General features: G+C 64.9%; 19 protein-coding genes and 1 pseudogene. 11 read left to right on the top strand and 9 right to left on the bottom strand.

The window, feature by feature from the left end:
* The first annotated feature begins 47 nt into the window (after positions 1 to 47).
* Entirely contained in the window at positions 48 to 3,017 is a 2,970-nt protein-coding gene (gene pruA / locus VNN77_02940) for an L-glutamate gamma-semialdehyde dehydrogenase (GenBank protein HXG50344.1), read from the top strand.
* Positions 3,018 to 3,036: 19 nt separating this feature from the next.
* Complete coding sequence (locus VNN77_02935; protein ID HXG50343.1) at positions 3,037 to 4,038, top strand: alpha/beta fold hydrolase; 1,002 nt, start codon at positions 3,037 to 3,039, stop codon at positions 4,036 to 4,038.
* A gap of 10 nt (positions 4,039 to 4,048) precedes the next feature.
* On the opposite strand, the gene VNN77_02930 is transcribed toward VNN77_02935, so the two are convergent.
* A complete protein-coding gene (locus VNN77_02930) occupies positions 4,049 to 5,041 on the bottom strand; it encodes a kelch repeat-containing protein (GenBank protein HXG50342.1) in 993 nt (330 codons plus the stop codon).
* Complete coding sequence (locus VNN77_02925; protein HXG50341.1) at positions 5,038 to 5,787, bottom strand: iron-containing redox enzyme family protein; 750 nt, start codon at positions 5,785 to 5,787, stop codon at positions 5,038 to 5,040. Before VNN77_02925 ends, VNN77_02930 begins: the two co-directional genes overlap by 4 nt.
* Before the next feature lie 118 nt (positions 5,788 to 5,905).
* Here VNN77_02925 and VNN77_02920 point away from each other — a divergent pair, with 118 nt between their 5' ends.
* Positions 5,906 to 6,562, top strand: a complete 657-nt coding sequence (locus VNN77_02920; GenBank protein ID HXG50340.1) for a hypothetical protein — start codon at positions 5,906 to 5,908, stop codon at positions 6,560 to 6,562.
* 36 nt (positions 6,563 to 6,598) lie between these two features.
* Here VNN77_02920 and VNN77_02915 read toward each other — a convergent pair whose 3' ends face one another.
* From VNN77_02915 to VNN77_02885, 7 genes are all read right to left on the bottom strand, one after another.
* Positions 6,599 to 6,781: a hypothetical protein gene (locus VNN77_02915; protein ID HXG50339.1), complete on the bottom strand. Its 183-nt coding sequence runs from the start codon at positions 6,779 to 6,781 to the stop codon at positions 6,599 to 6,601.
* A gap of 202 nt (positions 6,782 to 6,983) precedes the next feature.
* A complete protein-coding gene (locus VNN77_02910) occupies positions 6,984 to 8,078 on the bottom strand; it encodes an amidohydrolase family protein (GenBank protein ID HXG50338.1) in 1,095 nt (364 codons plus the stop codon).
* A 44-nt stretch (positions 8,079 to 8,122) separates the two neighbouring features.
* On the bottom strand, positions 8,123 to 8,899 hold the full coding sequence (locus VNN77_02905; GenBank protein HXG50337.1) for an aspartate/glutamate racemase family protein: 777 nt from the start codon (positions 8,897 to 8,899) through the stop codon (positions 8,123 to 8,125).
* A 141-nt stretch (positions 8,900 to 9,040) separates the two neighbouring features.
* On the bottom strand, positions 9,041 to 9,781 hold the full coding sequence (locus VNN77_02900; protein ID HXG50336.1) for a hypothetical protein: 741 nt from the start codon (positions 9,779 to 9,781) through the stop codon (positions 9,041 to 9,043).
* 26 nt (positions 9,782 to 9,807) lie between these two features.
* Complete coding sequence (locus VNN77_02895) at positions 9,808 to 11,478, bottom strand: iron ABC transporter permease (GenBank protein ID HXG50335.1); 1,671 nt, start codon at positions 11,476 to 11,478, stop codon at positions 9,808 to 9,810.
* Between the two features lie 30 nt (positions 11,479 to 11,508).
* On the bottom strand, positions 11,509 to 12,543 hold the full coding sequence (locus tag VNN77_02890; protein HXG50334.1) for an extracellular solute-binding protein: 1,035 nt from the start codon (positions 12,541 to 12,543) through the stop codon (positions 11,509 to 11,511).
* Positions 12,544 to 12,553: 10 nt separating this feature from the next.
* Positions 12,554 to 13,489, bottom strand: a complete 936-nt coding sequence (locus VNN77_02885) for an ABC transporter substrate-binding protein (protein HXG50333.1) — start codon at positions 13,487 to 13,489, stop codon at positions 12,554 to 12,556.
* Between the two features lie 470 nt (positions 13,490 to 13,959).
* Here VNN77_02885 and kdsB point away from each other — a divergent pair.
* From kdsB to lptB, 8 genes and pseudogenes are all read left to right on the top strand, one after another.
* Positions 13,960 to 14,724: pseudogene (kdsB, locus tag VNN77_02880) on the top strand (3-deoxy-manno-octulosonate cytidylyltransferase).
* Between the two features lie 91 nt (positions 14,725 to 14,815).
* Positions 14,816 to 16,462 carry a CTP synthase gene (locus VNN77_02875; protein ID HXG50332.1) on the top strand — a complete coding sequence of 549 codons (1,647 nt, stop codon included), beginning with the start codon at positions 14,816 to 14,818 and terminating at the stop codon, positions 16,460 to 16,462.
* A gap of 21 nt (positions 16,463 to 16,483) precedes the next feature.
* On the top strand, positions 16,484 to 17,311 hold the full coding sequence (gene kdsA, locus VNN77_02870) for a 3-deoxy-8-phosphooctulonate synthase (protein ID HXG50331.1): 828 nt from the start codon (positions 16,484 to 16,486) through the stop codon (positions 17,309 to 17,311).
* Positions 17,308 to 18,297, top strand: a complete 990-nt coding sequence (locus VNN77_02865) for a KpsF/GutQ family sugar-phosphate isomerase (GenBank protein ID HXG50330.1) — start codon at positions 17,308 to 17,310, stop codon at positions 18,295 to 18,297. The genes kdsA and VNN77_02865 overlap by 4 nt, the downstream gene beginning before the upstream one ends.
* Complete coding sequence (locus VNN77_02860) at positions 18,294 to 18,827, top strand: HAD hydrolase family protein (protein ID HXG50329.1); 534 nt, start codon at positions 18,294 to 18,296, stop codon at positions 18,825 to 18,827. The genes VNN77_02865 and VNN77_02860 overlap by 4 nt, the downstream gene beginning before the upstream one ends.
* A 78-nt stretch (positions 18,828 to 18,905) precedes the next feature.
* Positions 18,906 to 19,517, top strand: a complete 612-nt coding sequence (gene lptC / locus VNN77_02855) for an LPS export ABC transporter periplasmic protein LptC (GenBank protein HXG50328.1) — start codon at positions 18,906 to 18,908, stop codon at positions 19,515 to 19,517.
* Between the two features lie 8 nt (positions 19,518 to 19,525).
* Entirely contained in the window at positions 19,526 to 20,107 is a 582-nt protein-coding gene (gene lptA, locus VNN77_02850) for a lipopolysaccharide transport periplasmic protein LptA (GenBank protein HXG50327.1), read from the top strand.
* On the top strand, positions 20,104 to 20,826 hold the full coding sequence (lptB, locus tag VNN77_02845) for an LPS export ABC transporter ATP-binding protein (protein ID HXG50326.1): 723 nt from the start codon (positions 20,104 to 20,106) through the stop codon (positions 20,824 to 20,826). Before lptA ends, lptB begins: the two co-directional genes overlap by 4 nt.
* Positions 20,827 to 20,828: the final 2 nt, after the last annotated feature.

Genomic DNA, 20,828 nt, shown 5'->3' with positions numbered 1-20,828 from the left:
CCGAGGCGGGGGCCGCCGACCGCCGGCGGGATCCCGCGCCACGCCCCATGGAGACGCAAGCGTCGTCGCTGGAGAACCGAATCCAGGATCTGGCCCGGGCGCTTTACCGTTCGGCCGCGAAGCACAAACCATCCATCTTCGAGCCGCGCGACTGGCTCGGCAAGATGGTCGAATGGTCGCTGCGCGACGAGGCGCTGCGCGTGGCGCTGTTTCGTTTCGTCGACGTGTTGCCGTCGCTTCGCACCGCAGGGGAAATCGGCCGCCACCTCGAGGACTACTTCTCGCGCGTCGACCATGCCTTCGGCGGACTGGTGATGCTGGCTCAGGCCTTGCACGCCGGCTGGATGTTCGCGCCGGTCGTCAGGCAGAATCTCGAACGCCTGGCGCGGCGGTTCATCGCGGAGGAGGACCGAGAGTCGCTCCGGCGGGTGATCGAGATGCTGCGCGGCGAGCCGGCGGCGTTCACGCTCGACGTCGTCGGCGAGGCGACGGTCAGCGACCGCGAAGCGCTGGCGATTCAGTGCCGCTATCTCGATCTCTTGCAGAACCTTGCCTCGATGGCGCGGAGCTGGCGGGAAATTCCGCAGATCGACCGCGGGCCGGCCGGCCCGCTGCCGAGAGTCCATCTTTCCCTCAAGCTCTCCGCGCTCTGCCCGCGCTTCGATCCGCTGGACCCCGACAGCGAGGCGGTGGTTCGGGAGCGGCTGCGCCCCCTGTTTCGCGAGGCGGCCAGGCTCGGAGCCGCCCTCACGATCGACATGGAACAGCACGCCTTCAAGGATCTCACCGTGAGGATTTTTTGCGGCGTGCTGGAGGAAGAGGAGTTCGCCGCCGAGCCTCCCGCCGCGATCGCCGTTCAGGCTTATTTGCGCGATTCCGAGCGGGACCTGCGGGACCTGCTTTCGTGGGCGGCCGCGCGCAAGCGGCGGATCGGCGTGCGTCTGGTGAAAGGCGCCTACTGGGACAGCGAGATCGCATGGGCGCGGCAAAAGGGGTGGCCGATTCCGGTGTTCCTGGAGAAGAGCGAGACGGACGCGAATTACGAGCGGCTGACGCGGCTGTTGCTGGAGAATTCGGACGTGGCCGACGCCGCGTTCGGCACGCACAACATCCGCAGCATCGCCCAGGCGATCGTCACGGCCGGCGAGCTCGGCGTCGCGCCGGCCGGCTACGAGTTCCAGATGCTGTACGGCATGGGGGAACCGATTCGCCGCGCGGTGATCCAAAACGGCCAGCGGGTGCGCGTCTATCTTCCAACGGGAAGGCTGCTGCCGGGGATGGCTTACCTGATCCGCCGCCTGATGGAGAACACGTCGAACACATCGTTTCTCCGGCAGGCCTACGTCGAGGAAGCGGCCGTCGAGCAGCTTATCTTGCCGCCGCAGCCGCGGCGACCGAGCCAGCGATCGCCGCGCCAGCGAACCGGTGAGGGACTGGACGCGCCTTTTCGCAACGAGCCGGTGCTCGATTTCTCCGTCCGGGAGAACCGCGAGCGCTTCGCCGAAGAACTGAGACAGATCCGCCGCAAGTTCGGGCGGAGCTATCCGCTGGTCGTCGGCGGCGAGGAGATCGAGACCGGCCGGTGGCTCGAATCGGTCAACCCCGCCGCTCCGCGGGAGATCGTCGGGCGGGCGGCGGCGGCCGGACGGCACGAAATCGAACGCGCAGTCGAGGCCGCGTCCGCCTTTTTCCCGAAGTGGCGCGCCACACCGGCCCGGCAAAGGGCGGAGTTGCTGACGCGGGCGGCCGCGATCATGCGCAAGAGGCGGTTCGAGCTCGCCGCCTGGGAGCTCTTCGAGGTCGGGAAGGGATGGCGCGAGGCGGACGCGGACGTCGTCGAGGCGATCGATTATCTCGAGTACTACGCGCGGGAGAGCCTGCGCCTGGCCCAACCGCGGCGCACCCAGGAAATTCCCGGCGAATTGGATCTCTATTTTTACGAGCCGCGGGGCGTGGCGGCGGTGATCGCGCCGTGGAACTTCCCCCTGGCGATTCTCACCGGCATGACGGCCGCGGCGCTCGCGACCGGCAACTGCGTCGTCGTCAAACCGGCCGAACAGTCGCCGGTCACGGGCGCCTTGATGCTGGAGATCCTGCGGGAAGCGGGAGTGCCGGACGGCGCCTGTCACCTGCTGCAGGGCGGCGGCGACGTCGGCGGCGCGCTCGTGCGTCACACGGCGATTCACGTGATCGCCTTTACCGGCTCCCTCGCGGTCGGATTGGAGATCCTGCGGGCGGCTTACGATCATCAGCCCGGCCAGGAGCACATCAAGCGGGTCGTTTGCGAGATGGGAGGGAAGAACGCGATCATCGTCGACAGCGACGCCGATCTCGACGAGGCGATCCAGCACACCGTGGAGTCCGCCTTCGGCTATCAGGGGCAGAAGTGCTCCGCGGCCTCGCGACTGGTGCTCCTCGACGAGATCCACGATCTCGTGCTCGGCCGCCTAACCGAAGCGGTCAAGAGCCTCAAGATCGGCCCACCCGAGGATCCGCGAAATTTTCTCGGGCCGGTGATCGACGCGGAAGCCCGGGAAAGGATCCTGGATTACATCGAGCTCGGCAAGCGGGAAGGAAGCTGCGTTCTTGAAAGGGCCGCGCCCGCGGAAGGTTATTTCGTGGGCCCGGCGATCTTCAGCGACGTCGAGTGCCACCACCGGCTCGCCAACGAGGAGATCTTCGGCCCGGTTCTGGCCGTGCTTCGGGCGCGCGATTTCGATCACGCGCTGGAGATCGCAACGCGCTCGTCCTACGCCTTGACCGGGGGGCTTTTTTCCCGTGCCCCCCGCCACATCGAAAAGGCGCGCCAGGCGTTTCGCGTCGGCAACCTTTACATCAACCGGGGCATTACCGGAGCCGTGGTCGAGCGGCACCCCTTCGGCGGGCTCAAGCTTTCCGGTATCGGCTCCAAGGCGGGTGGACCGGATTACCTCCTGCAGTTCGTCGAGCCGCGAACCGTTTCCGAAAACACCCTGCGTCACGGCTTCGTGCCTCCCGAGGAGCTCAGAAGACAATGAAGCGAGAGATGCGCCGGGGATGAAGGCGGCGAAATCGCGCCCGCCGGCGTGCTACCGCGCCCCGTGGTGGCTTCCCGGTGGCCATCTCCAGACCCTCTACGCCTACTTCGCCGCGCTCGGCACCGTGCGCTTCCGGCGCGAGCGGTGGGAAACTGACGACGGCGATTTCATCGATCTCGACTGGACGCAAACCCAGGCCGCTCCGTCCCGGCTGGTCGTCCTGCTCCACGGGCTCGAAGGCTGCTCCCGAAGCCACTACGCGGTGAACCTCATGCGGGAGCTCGCTCGCCGGGGATGGGGAGGCGTGGTGGCTCACTTCCGCGGCTGCAGCGGAGAAAACAACCGGCTCGCCCGTGCTTATCATTCGGGAGACACCGGCGAGGTCGACTGGCTTATGGGGCGCCTGCGGCGGCTGCTTCCCGCCGCGAGGCTGCACGCGGTTGGCGTTTCTCTGGGAGGAAACGTGCTGCTCAAGTGGCTGGGGGAGCAGGGCGACCGGGCCGCCCCCACGGTCGCCAGCGCGGCCGCCGTCTCCGCTCCGGTGGATCTGACCGTTGCCGTTTCCGTCTTGGATCGCGGATGGAACAGGCTCCTCTACACGCGCCATTTCCTTGGGAGCCTGAAAAAAAAGACGGCGGCAAAAATCGCGGTGCATGGCCTTGAGCTGGACCCCGCGGCGCTCAAGGCGGCTTCGACGTTTCGCGAGTTCGACGCGCTCTACACCGCACCGGTTCACGGTTTCGAGAGCGCCGAGCAGTACTGGCGCGTCTCGAGCAGCAAGCCTTACCTGAAGTCGATCGCCGTCCCGACCCTGATGATCAATGCGCGCAACGATCCGTTCTTCCCGGCAAGCTCCCTTCCGGGACCCGAGGAAGTTTCTGGCGTGGTCACGCTCGAATACCCGGCAGCGGGGGGACATGCGGGGTTCGTCTCCGGCCCGTTTCCCGGCCATTTGCGATGGCTCCCGCGGCGAATCGTCCGCTTTTTCGCCGAAACCGGCGGCGGGCCAGGCAACCGCTGACGTTCCGGGCTCAGGGCGTGAAGACTTCGTTGGCCGAAGAAAAAGTAGCGCCGGGCTGCGGGCCTCCCGAGATGACGTAAATCGAACCGCCGAGCACCGCGGCGCCGAGACCGTGGCGCGCCGTCGGCATCGCCGCCCAGGTCTGCCAGCGGTCGCGGGCGGGATCGTAGGACTCGACCTCGCGGTGGGTTCCCCGCCCCGATTCGCCCCCGAAGACGAAAATCCTTCCGCCCAGGGCCGCCGCGGCGATGCCGCTCCTGACGGTCGGCAGCGGCGCGCGCCTGCGCCAGCTGCCGGCGGCGGGGTCGTACTCCTCGTTGACGGCGATGCTGCGATGGTGCCGGCCGTCGATGCGGCCGCCCAAGGCGTAGAGCCGGTCCCCCGAGACGGCGACCGCATGGTGGTCGCGGGGGGTGGGCAGGCGCGCCAACGTCTCCCAGCGATTCCTGGCGGGATCGTAACACTCGTGCGCGCCCGTGTTCGCGCGTCGAATCCCGATCCCGCCCAGGGCGCAGATCCGGCCTCCGACCACGGCTGCCGAGAGAGCGCCGCGCGCGGTCGGCATGCGCGTGAGGAGCGTCCATTCGTCCGAGGCCGGATCGTATCGATAGACCGTATCGGTTACGCCCCCGTTCGAGCCAAAGCCGCCGACGACGTAAATCCTGCCGTCCAGCGAGACGGCGGCGACATGATGCAGAGAGCGAGGCAGCGGCGCCCGGCTCCGCCAGCTGTCACTGGCCGGATCGTATGCTTCGACTGCGTCTCCGTGACGGCCGTAGCCGCCTATCACGAAGATCCTGCCTGTCGCCGCGGCGAGGGCGACCTCGGTCCGGGCGGTCGGCATCGGGGCCCGGGTCTCCCACTTGCCGGCGAGCTGCGCGGCGGCATGTTCGGCGCCGAGCAGCGCAGCGAGCGCGGCGAACGCGAGGGCCGGAAGTTTTCCCAACCGGGCCGTCTGCAGCACTGCTTTTCGCAGGCGGTCGGCGCGCCCGTCCGCTGTCATGAGGATCGGGGATAGGGGTTTTCCAGGGCGTTTTTTTCCATCAGGGAGTGAAGGTCGACCATGGTAAACGCGCAGTATCGCGGGTCGTAGCCGAGCCTCGAGGCGGTCAGCCCCCGCTCGAGAATGCGCTGGAGGATCATACGGTTCAGCGGCCCGTGGCCCATCCTTCCTTCGTGCTGAACCAGATCCGCCTCGGCGTGCGCCGTGAAGTAAATCGCCTGCCTTTTGGTCAAGCCGTAGTGCGAAACCAGCGCTTTCGCCCATTGCTTGGACCAGTGGGCGAGCGTCTCCTCGTAGGCGTGAAGCGCCCAGAGCTCGAGAATCGAGCCGTCCTGGAAAAGCCTGCGGCAATAATCGCTGATCGCCCGTCCCGCCGGCGAGGCGGGCTGCTCCAGGATCTCCTCTTTCGAGAGCCCGAGCGCCCTGCCGGTTTCGAGAAGGATCAGCGTGTGGCCCGGAGGCCTGGGAGAGATCAGCTCCTCGGCGACCTTTTCGGCGAAAGCCGGAAGCAAGTCGTGGTTCTCGACGAAAAACGGTAGATGGATGTGATAAGAGACCGCGTTCAGCGCGACCACCTCGACGGAAAAGAGCCCCCAATCCTTGAAGAATCGCCGGATGGAGCCGAGCGGGAGGCTGCCGGCCCGCAGCTCGGTCATGAAGCGGCCGTCGGCGATCGTATTTCGCCAATGGGCGTAGAGGTCCTCGTAAAGCGCGTCAACGTAGGCTTTTGCTTCGGTGGGCTCCATCCGGTGTCGCTGGCGCCGCGGCGAAATCGCGGCCTTTACAGAGTCCGAAAATGTTGTATTGTTAAAGCCCAAAATATTCCCCGTGTCAATCTTTTCGCCGCCGCCGCGGAGGTGGAAAATGGAAACCCTGAGCCCTGAAAATTTTCTCAAGCGACTCGAGCAGGAGCGCGAGGCTTTCTGGGAAAAGATGGCCGTGGAGCGCAAGAGCTACGGAGCGGAAAAGCCGCTCACCCCGGCGGTCGTGTTGCGCCGGCTCCAGTTCGGTTTCGTGATGGAGCGGCGTGCGGCCGAGGTGAGCGCGCCGTGGATCGCGCGGCTCCCGGACCTCGAGCTGCAGCGGGCGCTCTCGGACTACGTCGGCAACGAGCTCAGGCACGCCGCCATCCTGCGCCGGAGGATCAGCGAGCTCGGGGGAGACCCCGACGCGCTGTGGAACCAGCCTTTCAGAGAGCTCGAGGAGCTGTGGAATTTTCACGCCTCGCTCGGCAGCTTCTGCGAGCTGTTCGCGAGCGTGCAATACGGCCACGAGGAGTTCTTCCCGCGCACCTCGAGGTCGTTCATCGAGCGCGTGCAGCCGGTCGATCCCGAGACGGCGGCGATCTACCGCGATACGCTTTTGGCCGAGGAAGAAGGCCACGAGTGGCTCGCGCCCGAGGTTCTTCGGCGGTACGCCAAGGACGCCGAAACCCAGAACAAGTGCGTGGAAGCTTTGAGGAGGGGGTGCGAACTGTTCGGGCGGGCGATTCAGAGCTTCAATCGCAGCATTGCGGCCTGAGACCGGGAGGCCGCGTCGAAGCCGGCGAGCGAGGGCTCAGTGCTTGGGCTCGATTTTCTTGCCGTAGGTCACCTCGCCCTTGTCGACACGGAGAGAAAAGCCGCATTCGGGGTTGGTGCACGCCCAGGCCTTGAAGATCACCGCGGCGCCGTCCTGCCCGTAATCCGACAGGGGGATCAAGACCCCGTTGTTGCATTTCTGGCATCTCGGCAGGTCCATCTCCGCTCCTCCTTCCTTTCACGCACACACCGGAAACCCGATCCGCCCGCGCAGCCGATGAAAAAATTCTAAAGAACCCCCTGCGCGAAATCAAGGTAAGTTTTTCCTTGTAAAAACAACCGCTTGAAGCGACGCTCCGGCACGCTCGAGCGAGCGCGAGCGAAACCGCATGGAGGGAGCTTGCGGGCAAGCCCGAGCGCTTTCAGATCCCGTAGAAAGAGCGGGCGTTTTCCTCGAGCAGCTTTCGGCGCGCGGCGGGCTCGAGATCGTCGCGTCGTTCGAGAAAACGGGCGGTGCCCTGGGTCCGGTCGGCGTGCGGGTAATCCGACGAGTAGATGAACAGGTCCTCGCCGACTTCCCGAAGAACTCGACCCAGGGACTTCTCGTCGCCTTCGCAACCGAAAAAGATCCGCCGCGTGGCGAGGTATTCACTCGGCGGCCGGCTGATCAGGTCCCGGGCGCCGTACCGCGGATTCTCGAAGTGGTCGTCCATGCGTTCGACGTGAGCGGGAATCCAGCCGATACCGCCTTCGAGGAATGCGAAAGTAAGGTTGGGGTAGCGATCGAGGAGGCCGGAGCAGAGCACGCTGGTGAGGCCGGCCATGATCGGGACGATGCCCGCCAGCACCCGGTTGGGGAAGTGGTGCTCGAAAAGGCGGTCGAGAACCGGGAACTGGAGGCTGAAATGGACCGCGATCGGAAGCTTCAGCCGATCCGCCTCGGCGAAAAAAGGGTCGTGGTCCGCATGGTCCAGGCGCCTGGCGCCCGCGGTGCCGTTGATCATGACGGCCGACATCCCAAGCTCCTTGATTCGCGCCGCTTCCCTGGCTGCCCCTTCGGGGTCCTGCAGCGAGACCACGCCCACGCCGCGGAGCCGATCCGGGGCCTGCCGGCAAACCTTTGCGAGCCACGTGTTGTAGGCGCGGCAGACGGCGTTCGCCAGGATCCCGTCGGGCCATGCATTGACGTGCAGCAGAAAACTGGGGTACAGGACCTGCACGTCGATTCCCTCCCGGTCGAGGTCCTCCAGCCTTTCTTTGAGATTCGACAGCGTCTGGCTTCCGACCGAGGCGCGCCGCGCCTGCTGAATCGCCGGGCCCGGCGGCGCGGCCGTTCCGGGCGCGCCGGCTCCCTTCACCGAAGGGCGCTTGTACGAGGTCTGGCCGTCGACCACCCAGAAATTGTAGCCGCGATCGTCGCGGATCAGCCTGGGGCGGTAGTTCCTGAACTCCGGCTCCATGTGCTCGGCGAAAATCTCTTCGGTTTCGAACAGGTGCCCGTCGCCGTCGATGATCATTTTTGGCCTCCTCGTTCGCCTTTCCGAAGATCGGTACGCCGCGGTCAATCGCGCGAGCGCCGGGAGATCGCGTCGGGCGTGATGCCGGCGGACCACGGGTAGGCTTTGGCGCTGTGCGTGCACTTCGTGACCACCAATAGCTCGGCAAAGCGCACGCCGACCGCTTTGGTGTTGATGACCGGTACCCCGAGCTCCGGCTCGAGCTCGCGGGGCTCGACCACGTAGGGGTAGATTTTTCCTCCGAGCGGCAGGATCGCCTGCGCGCCTTCGGCGATCAGCTCTCGCGCCGCCGCCAGGGTGCGCTCGATCACGGTATCGTGGTACGCGGAGAGGTCGCCGGTATCGTAGAGGTTCACGGTCCTGATGCCGGAGAGAAAGGCGGACATGCCGTAGCTCTGCACCAGGCGCAGGGTGTGGGGGATGTGGGTCTGCAGCGGGACGATCACGCCGAAACGATCGCACAGGGAGGCCGCGAAGTGGAGCGACGCCCGGAGAAGGCCGACCACCGGGATGCGAACCGCGAGCCGACTGGCCTCGACGCCGGGATCGAAGGTATTGCTCTGAATCACCGCGTCGAAACCGAGGCGCTCGGCCTCGATCGCTTTTTTCACCAGGGCCGGGGTTTCGAGAATGTGATGGAGGCCGGACAGAGCTTTGCGTTCTTCGAGGAGAGAGAGAACCTCGCCGCCGCCGAGGTCCTCGGGATAGGCGAGCTCGAACTCGGTGCCCGGCGAAGCGTAACTGTACAGCAGCTTCAGAATATGGGATTCCAGCGCCGGGGAATGGCGTTTGTACGAGTGATTGAGAAACATGATGCGCATGACAGACCTCCTGCCGGGTTCCTATCGTGGACTCGATGAAAACGATCGACTCACCGCCGGCGCGCCCGACGAGCGAAGGATCTCCGTTCGTCGGCCGTTACGCCGTCCACCGATCCCTTGCTCCTCCGCCGAGCTGGTATTTCACAGCGTGTCGAAGAGCCTCCCGTAGCCCCGAATCGGATCGTGGATGCCGAGCACCCTGAAACAATTCCACAGGGTCGCCAGAGCGCTGCTGATCACCGGCGCTCCGAGGTCGCGCTCCAGGTACTCGACGTATTCCACGGTCGGCCACGAGCTCGACGGCAGGTACAAAACGTCGGGGCGGTCCGCTTCCCGGAAGACCTTCTTGCCGTAGCGGTAGACGTAGCTGAAATCGAGGTTCGGCTTTTCGATCGACGCGAGCCCGGTTTCGACGGTCGAGAGCCCGGCAACCTCGAATCCCCGCTGTCTGACGTAGGCGGCGAGCTTCTCCCCCAGTTCAGGCTTGCCGTAGGCGGTGGCGATCGCCAGGCGCTTGACGCCAAGGGCGTGAAACGCATCGATCGCGGACGAAAGCGTCGTGATGGCAGGCAGCCCCGAGAGGTCGGCGAGCCGCTTGAGGACCGTTTCCGGCCCCTGCGGTCCGCCGGAGAGCAAAACCGGGATGCCCGCCCCGAGGATCAGGTCGGCCCCGGCCCGCCTGAGCTCCTTAACCGCTTCCTCCACGGCAGCGAGGGAGGCGTCGAGGTCGGCCGGGTTCCTTACGTCCCTGACCGAGAGGTTTCGAGTCAATAGCATGACCCCTGGCGGAGCGACCTTGTAGAACTCGTAGACAAACGTGCTTGCGATGACCGTCGGGTTGAGCTTTCCGATCTTCGCTCTCCAGCCGTAAGACGCAGGCATGGGGACTCTCCTCCTTGATCGCTACTTCAGTCGACGGAGCCGACGCGCGCCCCGATGCGGCGCGCGATCCAGGCGATCGCGACCAGGAACAACACCATGAGGACCCCGAGAGCGGCGACATTGCTGTACAGGCCCGACTCCCAGAGGTCAAAGACCAGCACCGAAAGGACCATGCTCTCCTGGGTGTAGAGCAGGATCGAGGTTGAAAGCTCGCGCAGGGAAACCACGGCGATGTAAATCCAGCCGGCCACGAAACCGGGCATCAGCAGCGGCAGGACGATTCTGACGAACGTCTGCCGCCACACCGCCCCGCTGGCCGTCGAGGCCTCCTCCAGCTCGCGGCCGATCTGAATCATGGATGCGGAAGCGGCCCGGATACCGTAGGGCAGGTACTTGGTGACGTATGCGATGAAGAGAATCCACAGCGTGCCGTACACGGGAACGGGGAGCGTCAGATAGAGAACCAGCAGGCTCACGCCCAGCACGAGTCCGGGTATCGCGATGGGGAGGAACGCGAGGTTGTCGAGCAGGAACCGGGCCCGCATCCTGGACTTGACCGTCACCCAGGCGACGACGGAAGTCAACAGCATGACGCTCGAAGCGCTCAGGAAGGAGAGCAGGGCGCTGTTGAGAAACGCGCGGCGCGCAAAAGGCAGTCCGGCCAGTTCCGAGTAGCTCTTGAGCGACAGGTGCGGCAACATCTCCAGGCTCGGCACGGAGAGATAGGGAGTGAGGGAAGACCAGACCAGGTTCACGACCGGCAGAACCGCGGTCAACCCGACGACGGCGAGCGCAAGACACGCGTTCGGATATTTCCAGGCTCCCAGATCCACCCGGCGGGGGCGATAGCCTTTCCCGGTGATCGTCGCGTAGCGCTCGGCCATCTTGGTCAGCCGGTAGTAGCAAAACACTCCGGCCGAGCTGATCGCAAGAAGGATCATCGCGTACGCGCCGGCAACGCCGTACTGGGGACGAAGCCTCTGGAGGGCCCCGTAGATCTTGGTGGTCAGAACGAAAACGCCCGCGCGCGCTCCGATCAGCGCGGGGACCTCGAACGCCTCGACGGCGCGAACGAAGGTGATGAGGAACGCGGAAACCATCGCCGGCGTCACCAGCCGGAGCGTGATCCGGGTGAGCGTCGCGAAGTTGCTCGCCCCGCAGGCGAGCGACGCCTCCTCCATCGCCCCGTCCTGGGATCTCAGCGCCGCCGACATGAGCAGGAAGACCAGGGGATAAAGGTTCATCGATTCAGCCCAGACCATTCCCGTGAACGAGTAGATGTTCAGCGAGAAGGCGTCACTGCCCGCCAGCTGTCGGACGACGAGATTGACCAACCCGATCCGGGGCGAAAGCAGCAGGATCCAGGCGACGGTTTCCAGCACCCCGGGCACGATGAACAGGACGAGGACCGCCGCGGTGATGAAGGAACGCGCCGGCGCGTTGGTTCGCTCGCAGATCCAGGCAAGGTAGGAGCCGAGCGCGAACGAAACAAAGGAGCTCGCGGTCGCGAACTCCAGCGTGTTCCGGACCAGCGGCAGGAACTCCGGATCCGAGTAGGCGCGAACGTAGTTGCCGAAGCTCAGCGTGCCCGCAACGCCGGGCGGGGCGTCGCTCAGGCTCCCGTACGCCAGGATGAAGAGCGGGGTCAAAGCGAAGTAAGCGACGAGGAGCGCAGCGGTGGTGACCAGAAGCGGCAACGGCGTTTTCCCGTAGGTCGGATCGCAGCCCTATCTCAAGCCGAAAGTCCTGCGGAACTCTTCCTCCTGATCGTCCGCTTTTCCCGCCATCGCGGAGATGTTCATGAAAAAAATCTCCTGGCCCTTCAAGAGGTGGGGCGGGTTCGCGTCGATGCCGGTCCGGGCCGGGATCCGGGGAATGTCGCGCAGCACCTTCTGTCCTTCTTCGGAGAGCAAAAAATCCGCCATCAGCCGAGCGGCGTTCGGGACCCGGGTGTGGGCCGAAACCGAGACGAGGATCGGGTAGGTCGGCAGCGGGGCCATGCGCGCCCAGTCCACGGGGGCTCCCTTGCGCTTGATCCGTTCGGCGTTGCTCGGCGCGGCGTTCGCATAGAGGGGGAATTCGCCGGCGCCGAGGAGCTCGTCCGCCAGGGTCGAGCTTTCCACCGGGATCGTCTTCTGCTCCGCCAGAGTCTTCATATATCTCCGACCCTCTTCTTCCCCCATCGCCTGGAGCAGCGCCATGTACCACTCGGGCCGGTTGCCGTTGATCGCGATCTTTCCCCGCCAGCGCGGATGGAGCAAGTCGCGCCACCGGCGCGGCGCTTCGTCCTGTTTGACGAGCCTGGTATTGTAGCTGACCGACATCGTGTTGATCTGCGCCGCGGTCCAGAAGCCTTCCGCGTCCTTGAGCTCGGGCCGATAACGCGCGCGTTCGGGGGATTCGTACCTCGCGAGGAGCTTTTGCAGCTTCATCTCCAGCGTGGTGAACGCGCTCGACAGCAGGACGTCAAACTGATGCTTGCCCGCACGCGCCTCGGTCACCATGCGCTGCGCGAGCTTGATCTTGCCGGCGCGGTAGCTCTGGACCTGGATTCCGGGATAGCGCTTCTGGAACGCGCGGGTGAGAATGGTGAGATCCTCGAGCGAGATCGAGGAATACACCATGACCCTCGCTTCCTTTCGGGCCGCGTCCAGATCGAGGTGCCCGGAGGCCTCGACGCCGCCTCTGCCCGAGAGGAGCAGGGCAGAGATTGCAAACCAGACGCCGAAAAACAGCTTGCGAAAACGGGCTCCGTTCTTCATGAGAGTCTCCTCAGGCTTCGCTGCGGTCCAGCGAGGCGACAAAACCGTGACGTTCCAGCTCGCGGATGAAGCGGTCGTCGACGAACTTTCGGACGTCGGCGCCGATCGCCCCGGGCAGCTCCCGGGCGATGAAGTCCAGCACCGTCTGCAGGGCGGGAACGGAGGGATACGGCACCGCGGGCATCCCCGGCCGGGTGAGATCGTAGGTTTCTTCGGCGATCGTCCGATCGGAAAGAGCGCTGTACTCGGCCTGGACCGCGACGGTGAAAGGCCGATCGGTCCGGTAGCGGTGCATGCCCTCGACGTAGGCGCGGACGAAGCGGGCGACGATTTCTGGGTGTTGCTCGACCGTGGCGCGACGCGCGGCGATGCCCCCGAGCGCGTAGTTCAACCCGTATTCGGCGAAATCGACGAGAAACCTGCAGCCCCGTCTTTTCGCTTCGAGCGCTTCGGGCGGCGTGATCACCGCGGCGTCGCAATGCCCGGCGACCACCGCTTCGAGGCTCGCGCGGGAGCCGGCCGGAATCGTCCGCGTGTCGACCGGGGCGATTCCGGCCGCGCTCAATTTTTCGATCACGAACCGCACCAGAACGTCGTTCAGGCCGCCGTCGCCGACGAACCCGATTGTTTTCCCCGCCAGCTGCGTGCGGCTATCGATGCCGGGCCTTCCCATCAGGAATTGCTGGTTGATTCCCCCTGTGAGGAACACCAGATCCGCGTCGCCCGCGAGGTTCGCGCGCAAGGCAGCCGGGGCCGCCAGGTTGCCGAACTGGATCTCGCCGGTCATCAAGCCGCGCACCACGGCCCTGGCGCCGCCCATCAGCCGCGGCCGCGGGACCTCAAGCCCGTGTTTCTCGAACAGACCGGCTTTCCAGGTAACCATGAGAGGCCCGGCGCCCTGCCCGATCGTGGCAAAGCCCGCTTCGATTCGAACCGGATTGGCCATGCGCAGCCACCCCCCAACGCAATTCTATCTCCTATCACGAGGTGCCGATGGCGAGTCAAGCTCGGCAGGGCGGGCGAAGCAAAAACCGGATTCCCCCGTTTCGATTCGGGCGGAGCGCGAAGGGAACCCCGGCCCCGGGAAGACGATGCGCTGGTCCTCCGAGCACGGATCGATCCGGAGGCCCGGTGAAAACCGGCGCTCGACGGCGCCGGACGTCTCGAGGCACAACGGCTTTGCAGTTTCGCGTTCCTGCGTCTTCGCTGTGCGGGAGGTGCTCCGCGCTTTGTCGGCTCGACCGCGCATTCCGAAAAAAGCGCCGCGCGCGGGCGAATTCCGGATTGACACTCCCGGGAGGCGGGGGTATAGTGAAAGTCCGTGATGCGCTTTGCCAAAAAGCCATTGCGGTTTTTTGTTTTTGGGGGCACGGGAACTCGTTGACGACGCTTCGCCGCAAGCCCCCATCATCGAAGATCGAGGCCGCGGCGGTCGTGGCGATCATCCCGGCTCGCTTCGCCTCGACTCGTCTTCCGGGAAAACCGCTGGCCGAAATCGCCGGCAAGCCGATGATCCAGCACGTCTACGAAAGCGTTTCCAGAGCCCGCGGCGTGGGTCGGGTTCTGGTTGCGACGGACGACGGAAGGATCGAGCGGGCCGTCCGCGGCTTCGGCGGCGAGGTCGTCCTCACTTCCCGGGATCACGCCAGCGGGACCGATCGGTTGGCGGAAGCAGCCCGCAAGCTGAGCGCGCGCTGGGTGGTGAACGTGCAGGGTGACCTCCCCTTCGTCCGGCCGCAGACGATCGCAGCCGCGCTTCGCCCCTTGCAGCGCGATCCGTCGATTCTCATGGGAACGGTTTGCACGCCGATCCGCGACGAGAGCGAGTGGCGCAACCCCAATGTCGTCAAGGTCGTCAGGGATGCGGAGGGGTTCGCCCTCTATTTTTCCCGCGCTCCGATTCCCTTCATGCGCAACGACGTCTCGCAAGACGGCAAGGGGCCGGGCGCCACGGCGAAGGTGTGGGGATACCGGCATCTCGGTCTCTACGTTTACCGGAGGGAGTTCCTTCTCGAGTTCGCCCGGCTCCGGCCCGCGCCGATCGAACGTGCAGAGGGCCTGGAGCAGCTGCGGGCGCTGTGGGGCGGACGGAGGATTTTCGTCGCGGAAGTGAGCGAATCGTGCGTGGAAGTCGACACGCCGGAGGACTTGATCAAGGCGGAAAACTACCTGCGGCAGCTCGCCGACGGGGAGGGGCGGGAGGCTCGAGAGCCGGCCGGGCGTACGCGGGCGGCGCAGCGGCGCGACTCACGGCGATCTCTGAAAGGAGCCCATGGCCGGGGTTAAAACCAAGTTCATCTTCGTCACGGGCGGGGTGGTCTCCTCGCTGGGCAAAGGGCTGGCGTCCGCCTCGATCGGCGCGCTGCTCGAAAGCCGCGGTCTCAAGGTCACCCTTCTCAAGATGGATCCCTACATCAACGTCGACCCCGGAACGATGAGCCCGTTCCAGCACGGCGAGGTTTACGTCACCGACGACGGGGCCGAGACCGACCTCGATCTGGGCCATTACGAACGCTATGTCTCGACCCCGATGGGCCGGATCAACAACTGCACGACGGGACAGATCTACGAGACCGTGATCGCCAAGGAACGCCGGGGCGACTACCTCGGGGGCACCGTCCAGGTGATTCCTCACATTACGGACGAAATCAAACGGCGCATCACGGCGGCCGCGGAAGGCTACGACGTCGCCATCGGCGAGGTCGGGGGAACCGTCGGCGACATCGAAGGCCTGCCTTTCCTGGAAGCGATCCGGCAGTTTGGCTGGGACTGGGGCAGGGAAAACGTCCTGTACGTTCATGTGACGCTGGTTCCTTATATAACGGGGGGCGGCGAGCTGAAAACCAAGCCGACGCAACACAGCGTCAAGGAGCTTACCGGTCTGGGAATTCAACCGGACATTTTACTGTGCCGGACCGACCGTTTGCTCGACCGGAAGATCAAGGCCAAGATCGCGCATTTCTGCAACGTGCAGGAAGAGGCGGTGATCACGGCGAAGGACGTGGAGTGGATCTACGAGGTCCCGCTGGTCTTCCACGAAGAGGGGCTCGACGCGCAGATCGTCGAGAAGCTCCACATGTGGACGGGGTCGCCGAACCTGCAAAAATGGCAGAAAATCGTCCAGGTGCTGAACAACCCGAAGGCCTCGGTGCGGATCGCGGTCGTCGGCAAGTACATGAGCCTGAAAGAGTCCTACAAGAGTCTTTTCGAGGCGCTGGTGCACGGGGGGATCGCCAACGAGGCCAGGGTAGAGATCGAAGGCATCGAGGCGGAGAAGGTCGAGGAGCTGGGAGCCGGGCCGCTGCTGGACAAGGCGGACGGCATCCTCGTGCCGGGCGGATTCGGCGACCGGGGCAGCGAAGGGAAGATCGAAGCGATCCGCTACGCGCGCGAGCGCGGCATCCCGTTTTTCGGCATCTGTCTGGGGATGCAGATGGCGGTCGTCGAGTTCGCGCGCAACGTCTGCGGTCTTGCCGGAGCGAACTCGAGCGAGTTCGATCCCGCCAGCCCGCACCCCGTGATTCATCTGATGGAGTCCCAGAAAAACCTCGATGCGAAGGGCGGCACGATGCGGCTCGGCGCCTATCCCTGCGTCCTCCAGGAGGATTCGCTGGCGCTCAAGCTCTACGGTCGCAAGCGAATCTCCGAGCGCCACCGCCACCGTTACGAGTTCAACAACGACTACGCCGACCCATTCACCGCCAAGGGCATGGTGCTGAGCGGCCTCTCGCCGGACGGCAAGCTCGTCGAGATCATCGAGCTCAGAGACCATCCGTGGTTTCTCGGCTGCCAGTTCCACCCCGAGTTCAAGTCCCGGCCGATGGACTGCCACCCGTTGTTCAAAGGCTTCGTGAAAGCGGCGCTGCAGGCTCGTCAAACCGTGCGCGAGCTGCCGCGAGTCAAGGTGGCGCGGAGCTAGAGGCGCCGCGCTTGTTCCCCGATGGGCTGCAAAAACGTCATTGCGGGGGGGATCGAGATCGGCGCGGGCCGGCCCCTGGTCGTGATCGCGGGCCCTTGCGTGATCGAGAGCAGGGAATCGGCGCTGGCGCACGCCGCCCGGCTCAAGGCTGCGGCCGATCGGGCCGGCGTCCCCTACGTCTTCAAGTCTTCCTACGATAAAGCGAACCGTTCCTCGCTCGCCTCCTATCGCGGGCCCGGGCTCGAGCGTGGCCTGGAGATCCTCGCCGAAGTGAAGCGGGAGATCGGCGTCCCGGTGCTGACCGACGTTCACGAGAGAGACCAGATCGGGCCGGCGGCCGAGGTCGCGGACATCCTGCAGATTCCCGCGTTCCTGTGCCGGCAGACGGACTTCGTCCTCGCGGTGGCCCGCTCGGGCAGGGTGGTGAACGTCAAGAAGGGGCAGTTCCTCGCCCCTTGGGACGTGCGCAACGTGGTCGAGAAGATTGTCTCGACCGGCAACGAGCAGATCCTTTTGACCGAGCGGGGCGTCTCGTTCGGGTACAACAACCTTGTTTCGGACATGCGCTCGCTGGTGATTCTGCGCGAATTCGGCTATCCGGTGGTTCTGGACGCCACGCACAGCTTGCAGCTTCCCGGCGGGCTCGGAAGCTCTTCGGGCGGGGAACGAAAGTACATCTCTCCTCTGGCGCGGGCGGGGGCGGCCGTCGGCGTCGACGCGCTGTTCATGGAAGTCCACGAAGATCCCGACCGCGCGCTGAGCGACGGACCGAACTCGCTGCCGCTCGCGGAGTTCGAGCCTCTGCTGCGCACAGTCAAGGAAATCGATCGTCTGGTGAGGCCGGCATGACCGATGAGGCGGCACGGATCGTAGAGCGCGCCCGGCGCGTCCTGCGGACCGAATCGGAGGGAATCCTCGGCATTGCCGGGCGGCTCGACGAGAGCTTCGTGCGCGCGGTCGAGCTGCTGCGCGCGCGCCGCGGCAAGGTGGTCGTCACCGGCGTCGGAAAATCGGGGCTGGTCTGCCGCAAGATCGCGGCGACGCTGGCGAGCACGGGGACTCCGGCCTTCTTCGTCCACTCCGGCGACGGGGTGCACGGCGATCTCGGCATGATCACGAAGGACGACATCGTGCTTGCGGTCTCCAACAGCGGCGAGACCCCGGAAATCCTGATGCTGCTTCCGCACTTCAGGCGATTCGGGCTCAAGATGATCGCCATGACCGGCAAGCCGGATTCGACCCTCGCGAAGGCCGCCGACGTGGTGTTGAACGTGGGGGTGAGAGAAGAAGCCTGCCCGCTGGGGCTGGCGCCCACCGCCAGCACCACGGCCGCCCTCGCGATGGGCGATGCGCTGGCCGTGGTGCTGCTGGAGTTGAACGGTTTCAACGAGGAAGACTTCGCGCTGCGCCACCCGGGCGGGATTCTCGGCCGCAAGCTCTTGCTCAGGGTGGGCGACCTCATGCACCGGGGCGAAGAGCTGCCCCTGGTGCGCGAAGATACCGAGATGAAGGAGGCGCTTTTCGAGATCACCTCCAAGCGGTTGGGCGTGACGGGAGTGGTGGACGGCGGCGGAAAGCTGGTCGGGGTGATCACCGACGGCGACTTGCGACGCGGGCTGCAGAAGCACGACAGGATCTTTGAGCTTAAGGCCGCCGACCTGATGACCCGGAGTCCGAAAACCATCGTGCGGGACGCGCTGGCCGCCGAGGCCGTGGAGATCATGGAGAAATACATGATCACTTCCCTGTTCGTCCTGGAAGAGGGTAACCGCAAGCCGGCAGGGTTGATTCATCTGCACGATCTGGTCAAAGCGGGAATCGCAAACGCTCCGTGAAACGAATCTCCGCCGCCGTCCGCAACAAGGCTCGAAAGATCAAGCTGCTGCTGGTCGACGTTGACGGGGTCCTTACCGACGGCCGGATCATTTTCGACAGCCGCGGGACGGAAACCAAGGAATTCGACGTCCGCGACGGGCTGGGAATCGTGCTCTTGAAAAGGTCCGGAATCGAGGTGGGCTTCGTCACCTCGCGCTCCTCGGCGATCGTCTCCCAACGCGCGCGGGAGCTGGGGGTAGCGCTGGTGCGCCAGGGAGTGGCGACAAAGCTCGATGCTTACCGGGAAATCAAGGCGGCGAGCGGGCTGCGGGACGCGGAGATCGCGTGCGCCGGTGATGATCTCATGGATCTCGGGATCTTGCGTCGCTGCGGGCTGGCGATCGCCGTCGCCGACGCGTCCGGGGAGGTGCTGAAGGCGGCCGACTACGTGACTCGGGCGGGAGGGGGAAGAGGCGCGGTCCGGGAGATCGCGGAATTGCTGCTCAAAGCCCAGGGAAAGTGGCGGCAAGTAGTAGCGAGCTATCTCTAGGCAAAGCAAATTTCATGCCTGTTTCTTTACACGACTCGGAAAGAATGGTATTTTTGGCGTGGTTTGGAAGCTCGGGCGATGCGAAAGTTTAGACGAGCCCTTCTGGTCCTGGCGATCTTCGTCTCTCTCGGGGGCGTGACGTACAAGGTGTTTGAGACCATGGTCGCCAACAGGGTTCGCGAGATCCGAAAAAACCCCATCAAGGCTCTGGACTATCTGCCCGAATCGGCGCTGCGCATCAAGGAGTTCCACCGGGCGAAGATCGAGGAAGGCCGCAAGCGCTGGGAGCTCTTCGGCGAGGAAGCGAGCTACTCGAAGGAACAGAAAAGAGCGTTCGTGAAGCGTCCGCGATTTTACTTCTACGATTCCAAAGGCGAGGTCGCGGAAGCGATGGGAGAGGAAGGCCACCTGTTCCTCAACGAAACGGAGCTCGAGCGGATGCAGCTCCAGGGCAGCATCCGCGTGAGCTATCAGGGCTACACGCTGACGTCGGAGGAGGCGGTCTATCTGCCGGCTAAAGACCAGATCGTCCTGCCGGGGAAGGTGATGCTGGTCGGCGACGGCCTGGAGCTCCAGGGGACATTGATGGAGGTCGAGTTGGAAAACCGCAAGGTGCGCCTGTTGCGCAGCGTGAAAACCCGGATCGAGCCCGAAAAGCTCGCCAGGCGGTCCCGGACGAGCGGCAGTTGAGCCCTGCCATGAACGCTTCGAGCCTGAAACTCCTCGTGCTCGCGGCTTGCCTGTCGGCCGCGTTCTCCGCCCACTCCGCGTCGGGCGCGTCGGCGAAGGACGAGGGCAAGAGCAAGAGCGGCACCACCGGCGCCTTCGAGTTCAACAAAAAGGATCCCATCTACATCACCTCCGACTGGATGGAAGTCGATCAGAAAAAGAATACCATTACTTACAGGGGCAGGGTGGTGACCGTGCAGGCCGACATGACGATGCGGAGCGAGACCTTGACGGCCTACTACGATCCCGAAATGAAGCAGATGAGGCAGATCGTGGCCGAAGGAAACGTTCGGGCGATGCAGGGAAATCGAGTCGCAACGGGGGAGAAAGCGGTCTTCGACGAAAAGGCCAAGACCGTCACGCTCACGGGCAATCCGGTGATGCGGCAGGGCAACAGTCAGGTGAGCGGCACGCGCATCATCTATTACATCGAGCAGGACCGCGCGGTGGCCGAGGGCAAGGATCAAACCAGGGTCCGGGCGACCATCTTCCCGGAGGAGCTGCAAAAACAGGACAGATCCGACGCCGGATCCGACAGCAAGCAGCGATGAGCGTCCTTAAGGCGGAGGCGGTCGCGAAATCGTACAACGGTCGTCGCGTGGTCAACGGAGTGAACCTCGAAGTCAAAGGCGGCGAAATCGTCGGCCTGCTCGGTCCCAACGGAGCCGGAAAAACGACGACGTTTCACATCATGGTCGGTCTGGTGCATCCCGACGAAGGCAAGGTCCTGCTGAACGACGAGGACCTGACGGCGCTGCCCATTTACCAGCGGGCGCGCGCCGGTATCAGCTATCTGCCGCAGGAACCGTCGGTCTTTCGCCGGTTGAGCGTGGAGGAAAACCTTTTCGCCATTCTGCAGACCCTCGACCTCGGCTCCGAGGAGCAGCTGGAGCGCTGCACCGCACTGATGCGGCTGCTCGGGTTGACGCACCTGGCCAAGCACAAGGCCTTCACCCTTTCCGGAGGGGAACGGCGCCGGCTGGAGATCGCGAGGGCCCTGGTGCTGTCGCCCTACTTCATGCTCCTCGACGAGCCGTTCACCGGCGTGGATCCGATTGCCGTGACCGACATTCAGGGTATCATCCGTCGATTGGTCGCGAGCGGCATCGGGGTCCTGATCACGGACCACAACGTGCGCGAGACCCTCGGAATCTGCGACCGCGCCTACATCCTGAACGACGGCATGATCCTGGAGGAGGGAACGCCGGAAAAGATCGCGTCGAGCGACAAGGCGCGGAAATTCTACTTGGGAGAAGGCTTCAAGTTCTAGCC

Source organism: Candidatus Zixiibacteriota bacterium, assembly GCA_035574315.1.
GTDB lineage: Bacteria > Desulfobacterota > Binatia > UBA9968 > UBA9968 > DATLYW01.
This window is presented reverse-complemented; position numbering and strand designations above follow the sequence as displayed.

Bases quoted from the DNA above. Each gene is read 5' to 3' on its own strand.
- VNN77_02875 (HXG50332.1), top strand. From the start codon at position 14,816: ATGGCCGGGGTTAAAACCAAGTTCATCTTCGTCACGGGCGGGGTGGTC.
- lptB (HXG50326.1), top strand. From the start codon at position 20,104: ATGAGCGTCCTTAAGGCGGAGGCGGTCGCGAAATCGTACAACGGTCGT.
- lptC (HXG50328.1), top strand. From the start codon at position 18,906: ATGCGAAAGTTTAGACGAGCCCTTCTGGTCCTGGCGATCTTCGTCTCT.
- VNN77_02925 (HXG50341.1), bottom strand. From the start codon at position 5,787: ATGGAGCCCACCGAAGCAAAAGCCTACGTTGACGCGCTTTACGAGGAC.
- VNN77_02865 (HXG50330.1), top strand. From the start codon at position 17,308: ATGACCGATGAGGCGGCACGGATCGTAGAGCGCGCCCGGCGCGTCCTG.
- VNN77_02930 (HXG50342.1), bottom strand. From the start codon at position 5,041: ATGACAGCGGACGGGCGCGCCGACCGCCTGCGAAAAGCAGTGCTGCAG.
- VNN77_02900 (HXG50336.1), bottom strand. From the start codon at position 9,781: ATGCCTGCGTCTTACGGCTGGAGAGCGAAGATCGGAAAGCTCAACCCG.
- kdsA (HXG50331.1), top strand. From the start codon at position 16,484: ATGGGCTGCAAAAACGTCATTGCGGGGGGGATCGAGATCGGCGCGGGC.
- VNN77_02885 (HXG50333.1), bottom strand. From the start codon at position 13,489: ATGGCCAATCCGGTTCGAATCGAAGCGGGCTTTGCCACGATCGGGCAG.
- VNN77_02920 (HXG50340.1), top strand. From the start codon at position 5,906: ATGGAAACCCTGAGCCCTGAAAATTTTCTCAAGCGACTCGAGCAGGAG.
- pruA (HXG50344.1), top strand. From the start codon at position 48: ATGGAGACGCAAGCGTCGTCGCTGGAGAACCGAATCCAGGATCTGGCC.
- VNN77_02910 (HXG50338.1), bottom strand. From the start codon at position 8,078: ATGATCATCGACGGCGACGGGCACCTGTTCGAAACCGAAGAGATTTTC.
- lptA (HXG50327.1), top strand. From the start codon at position 19,526: ATGAACGCTTCGAGCCTGAAACTCCTCGTGCTCGCGGCTTGCCTGTCG.
- VNN77_02890 (HXG50334.1), bottom strand. From the start codon at position 12,543: ATGAAGAACGGAGCCCGTTTTCGCAAGCTGTTTTTCGGCGTCTGGTTT.
- VNN77_02915 (HXG50339.1), bottom strand. From the start codon at position 6,781: ATGGACCTGCCGAGATGCCAGAAATGCAACAACGGGGTCTTGATCCCC.
- VNN77_02905 (HXG50337.1), bottom strand. From the start codon at position 8,899: ATGCGCATCATGTTTCTCAATCACTCGTACAAACGCCATTCCCCGGCG.
- VNN77_02935 (HXG50343.1), top strand. From the start codon at position 3,037: ATGAAGGCGGCGAAATCGCGCCCGCCGGCGTGCTACCGCGCCCCGTGG.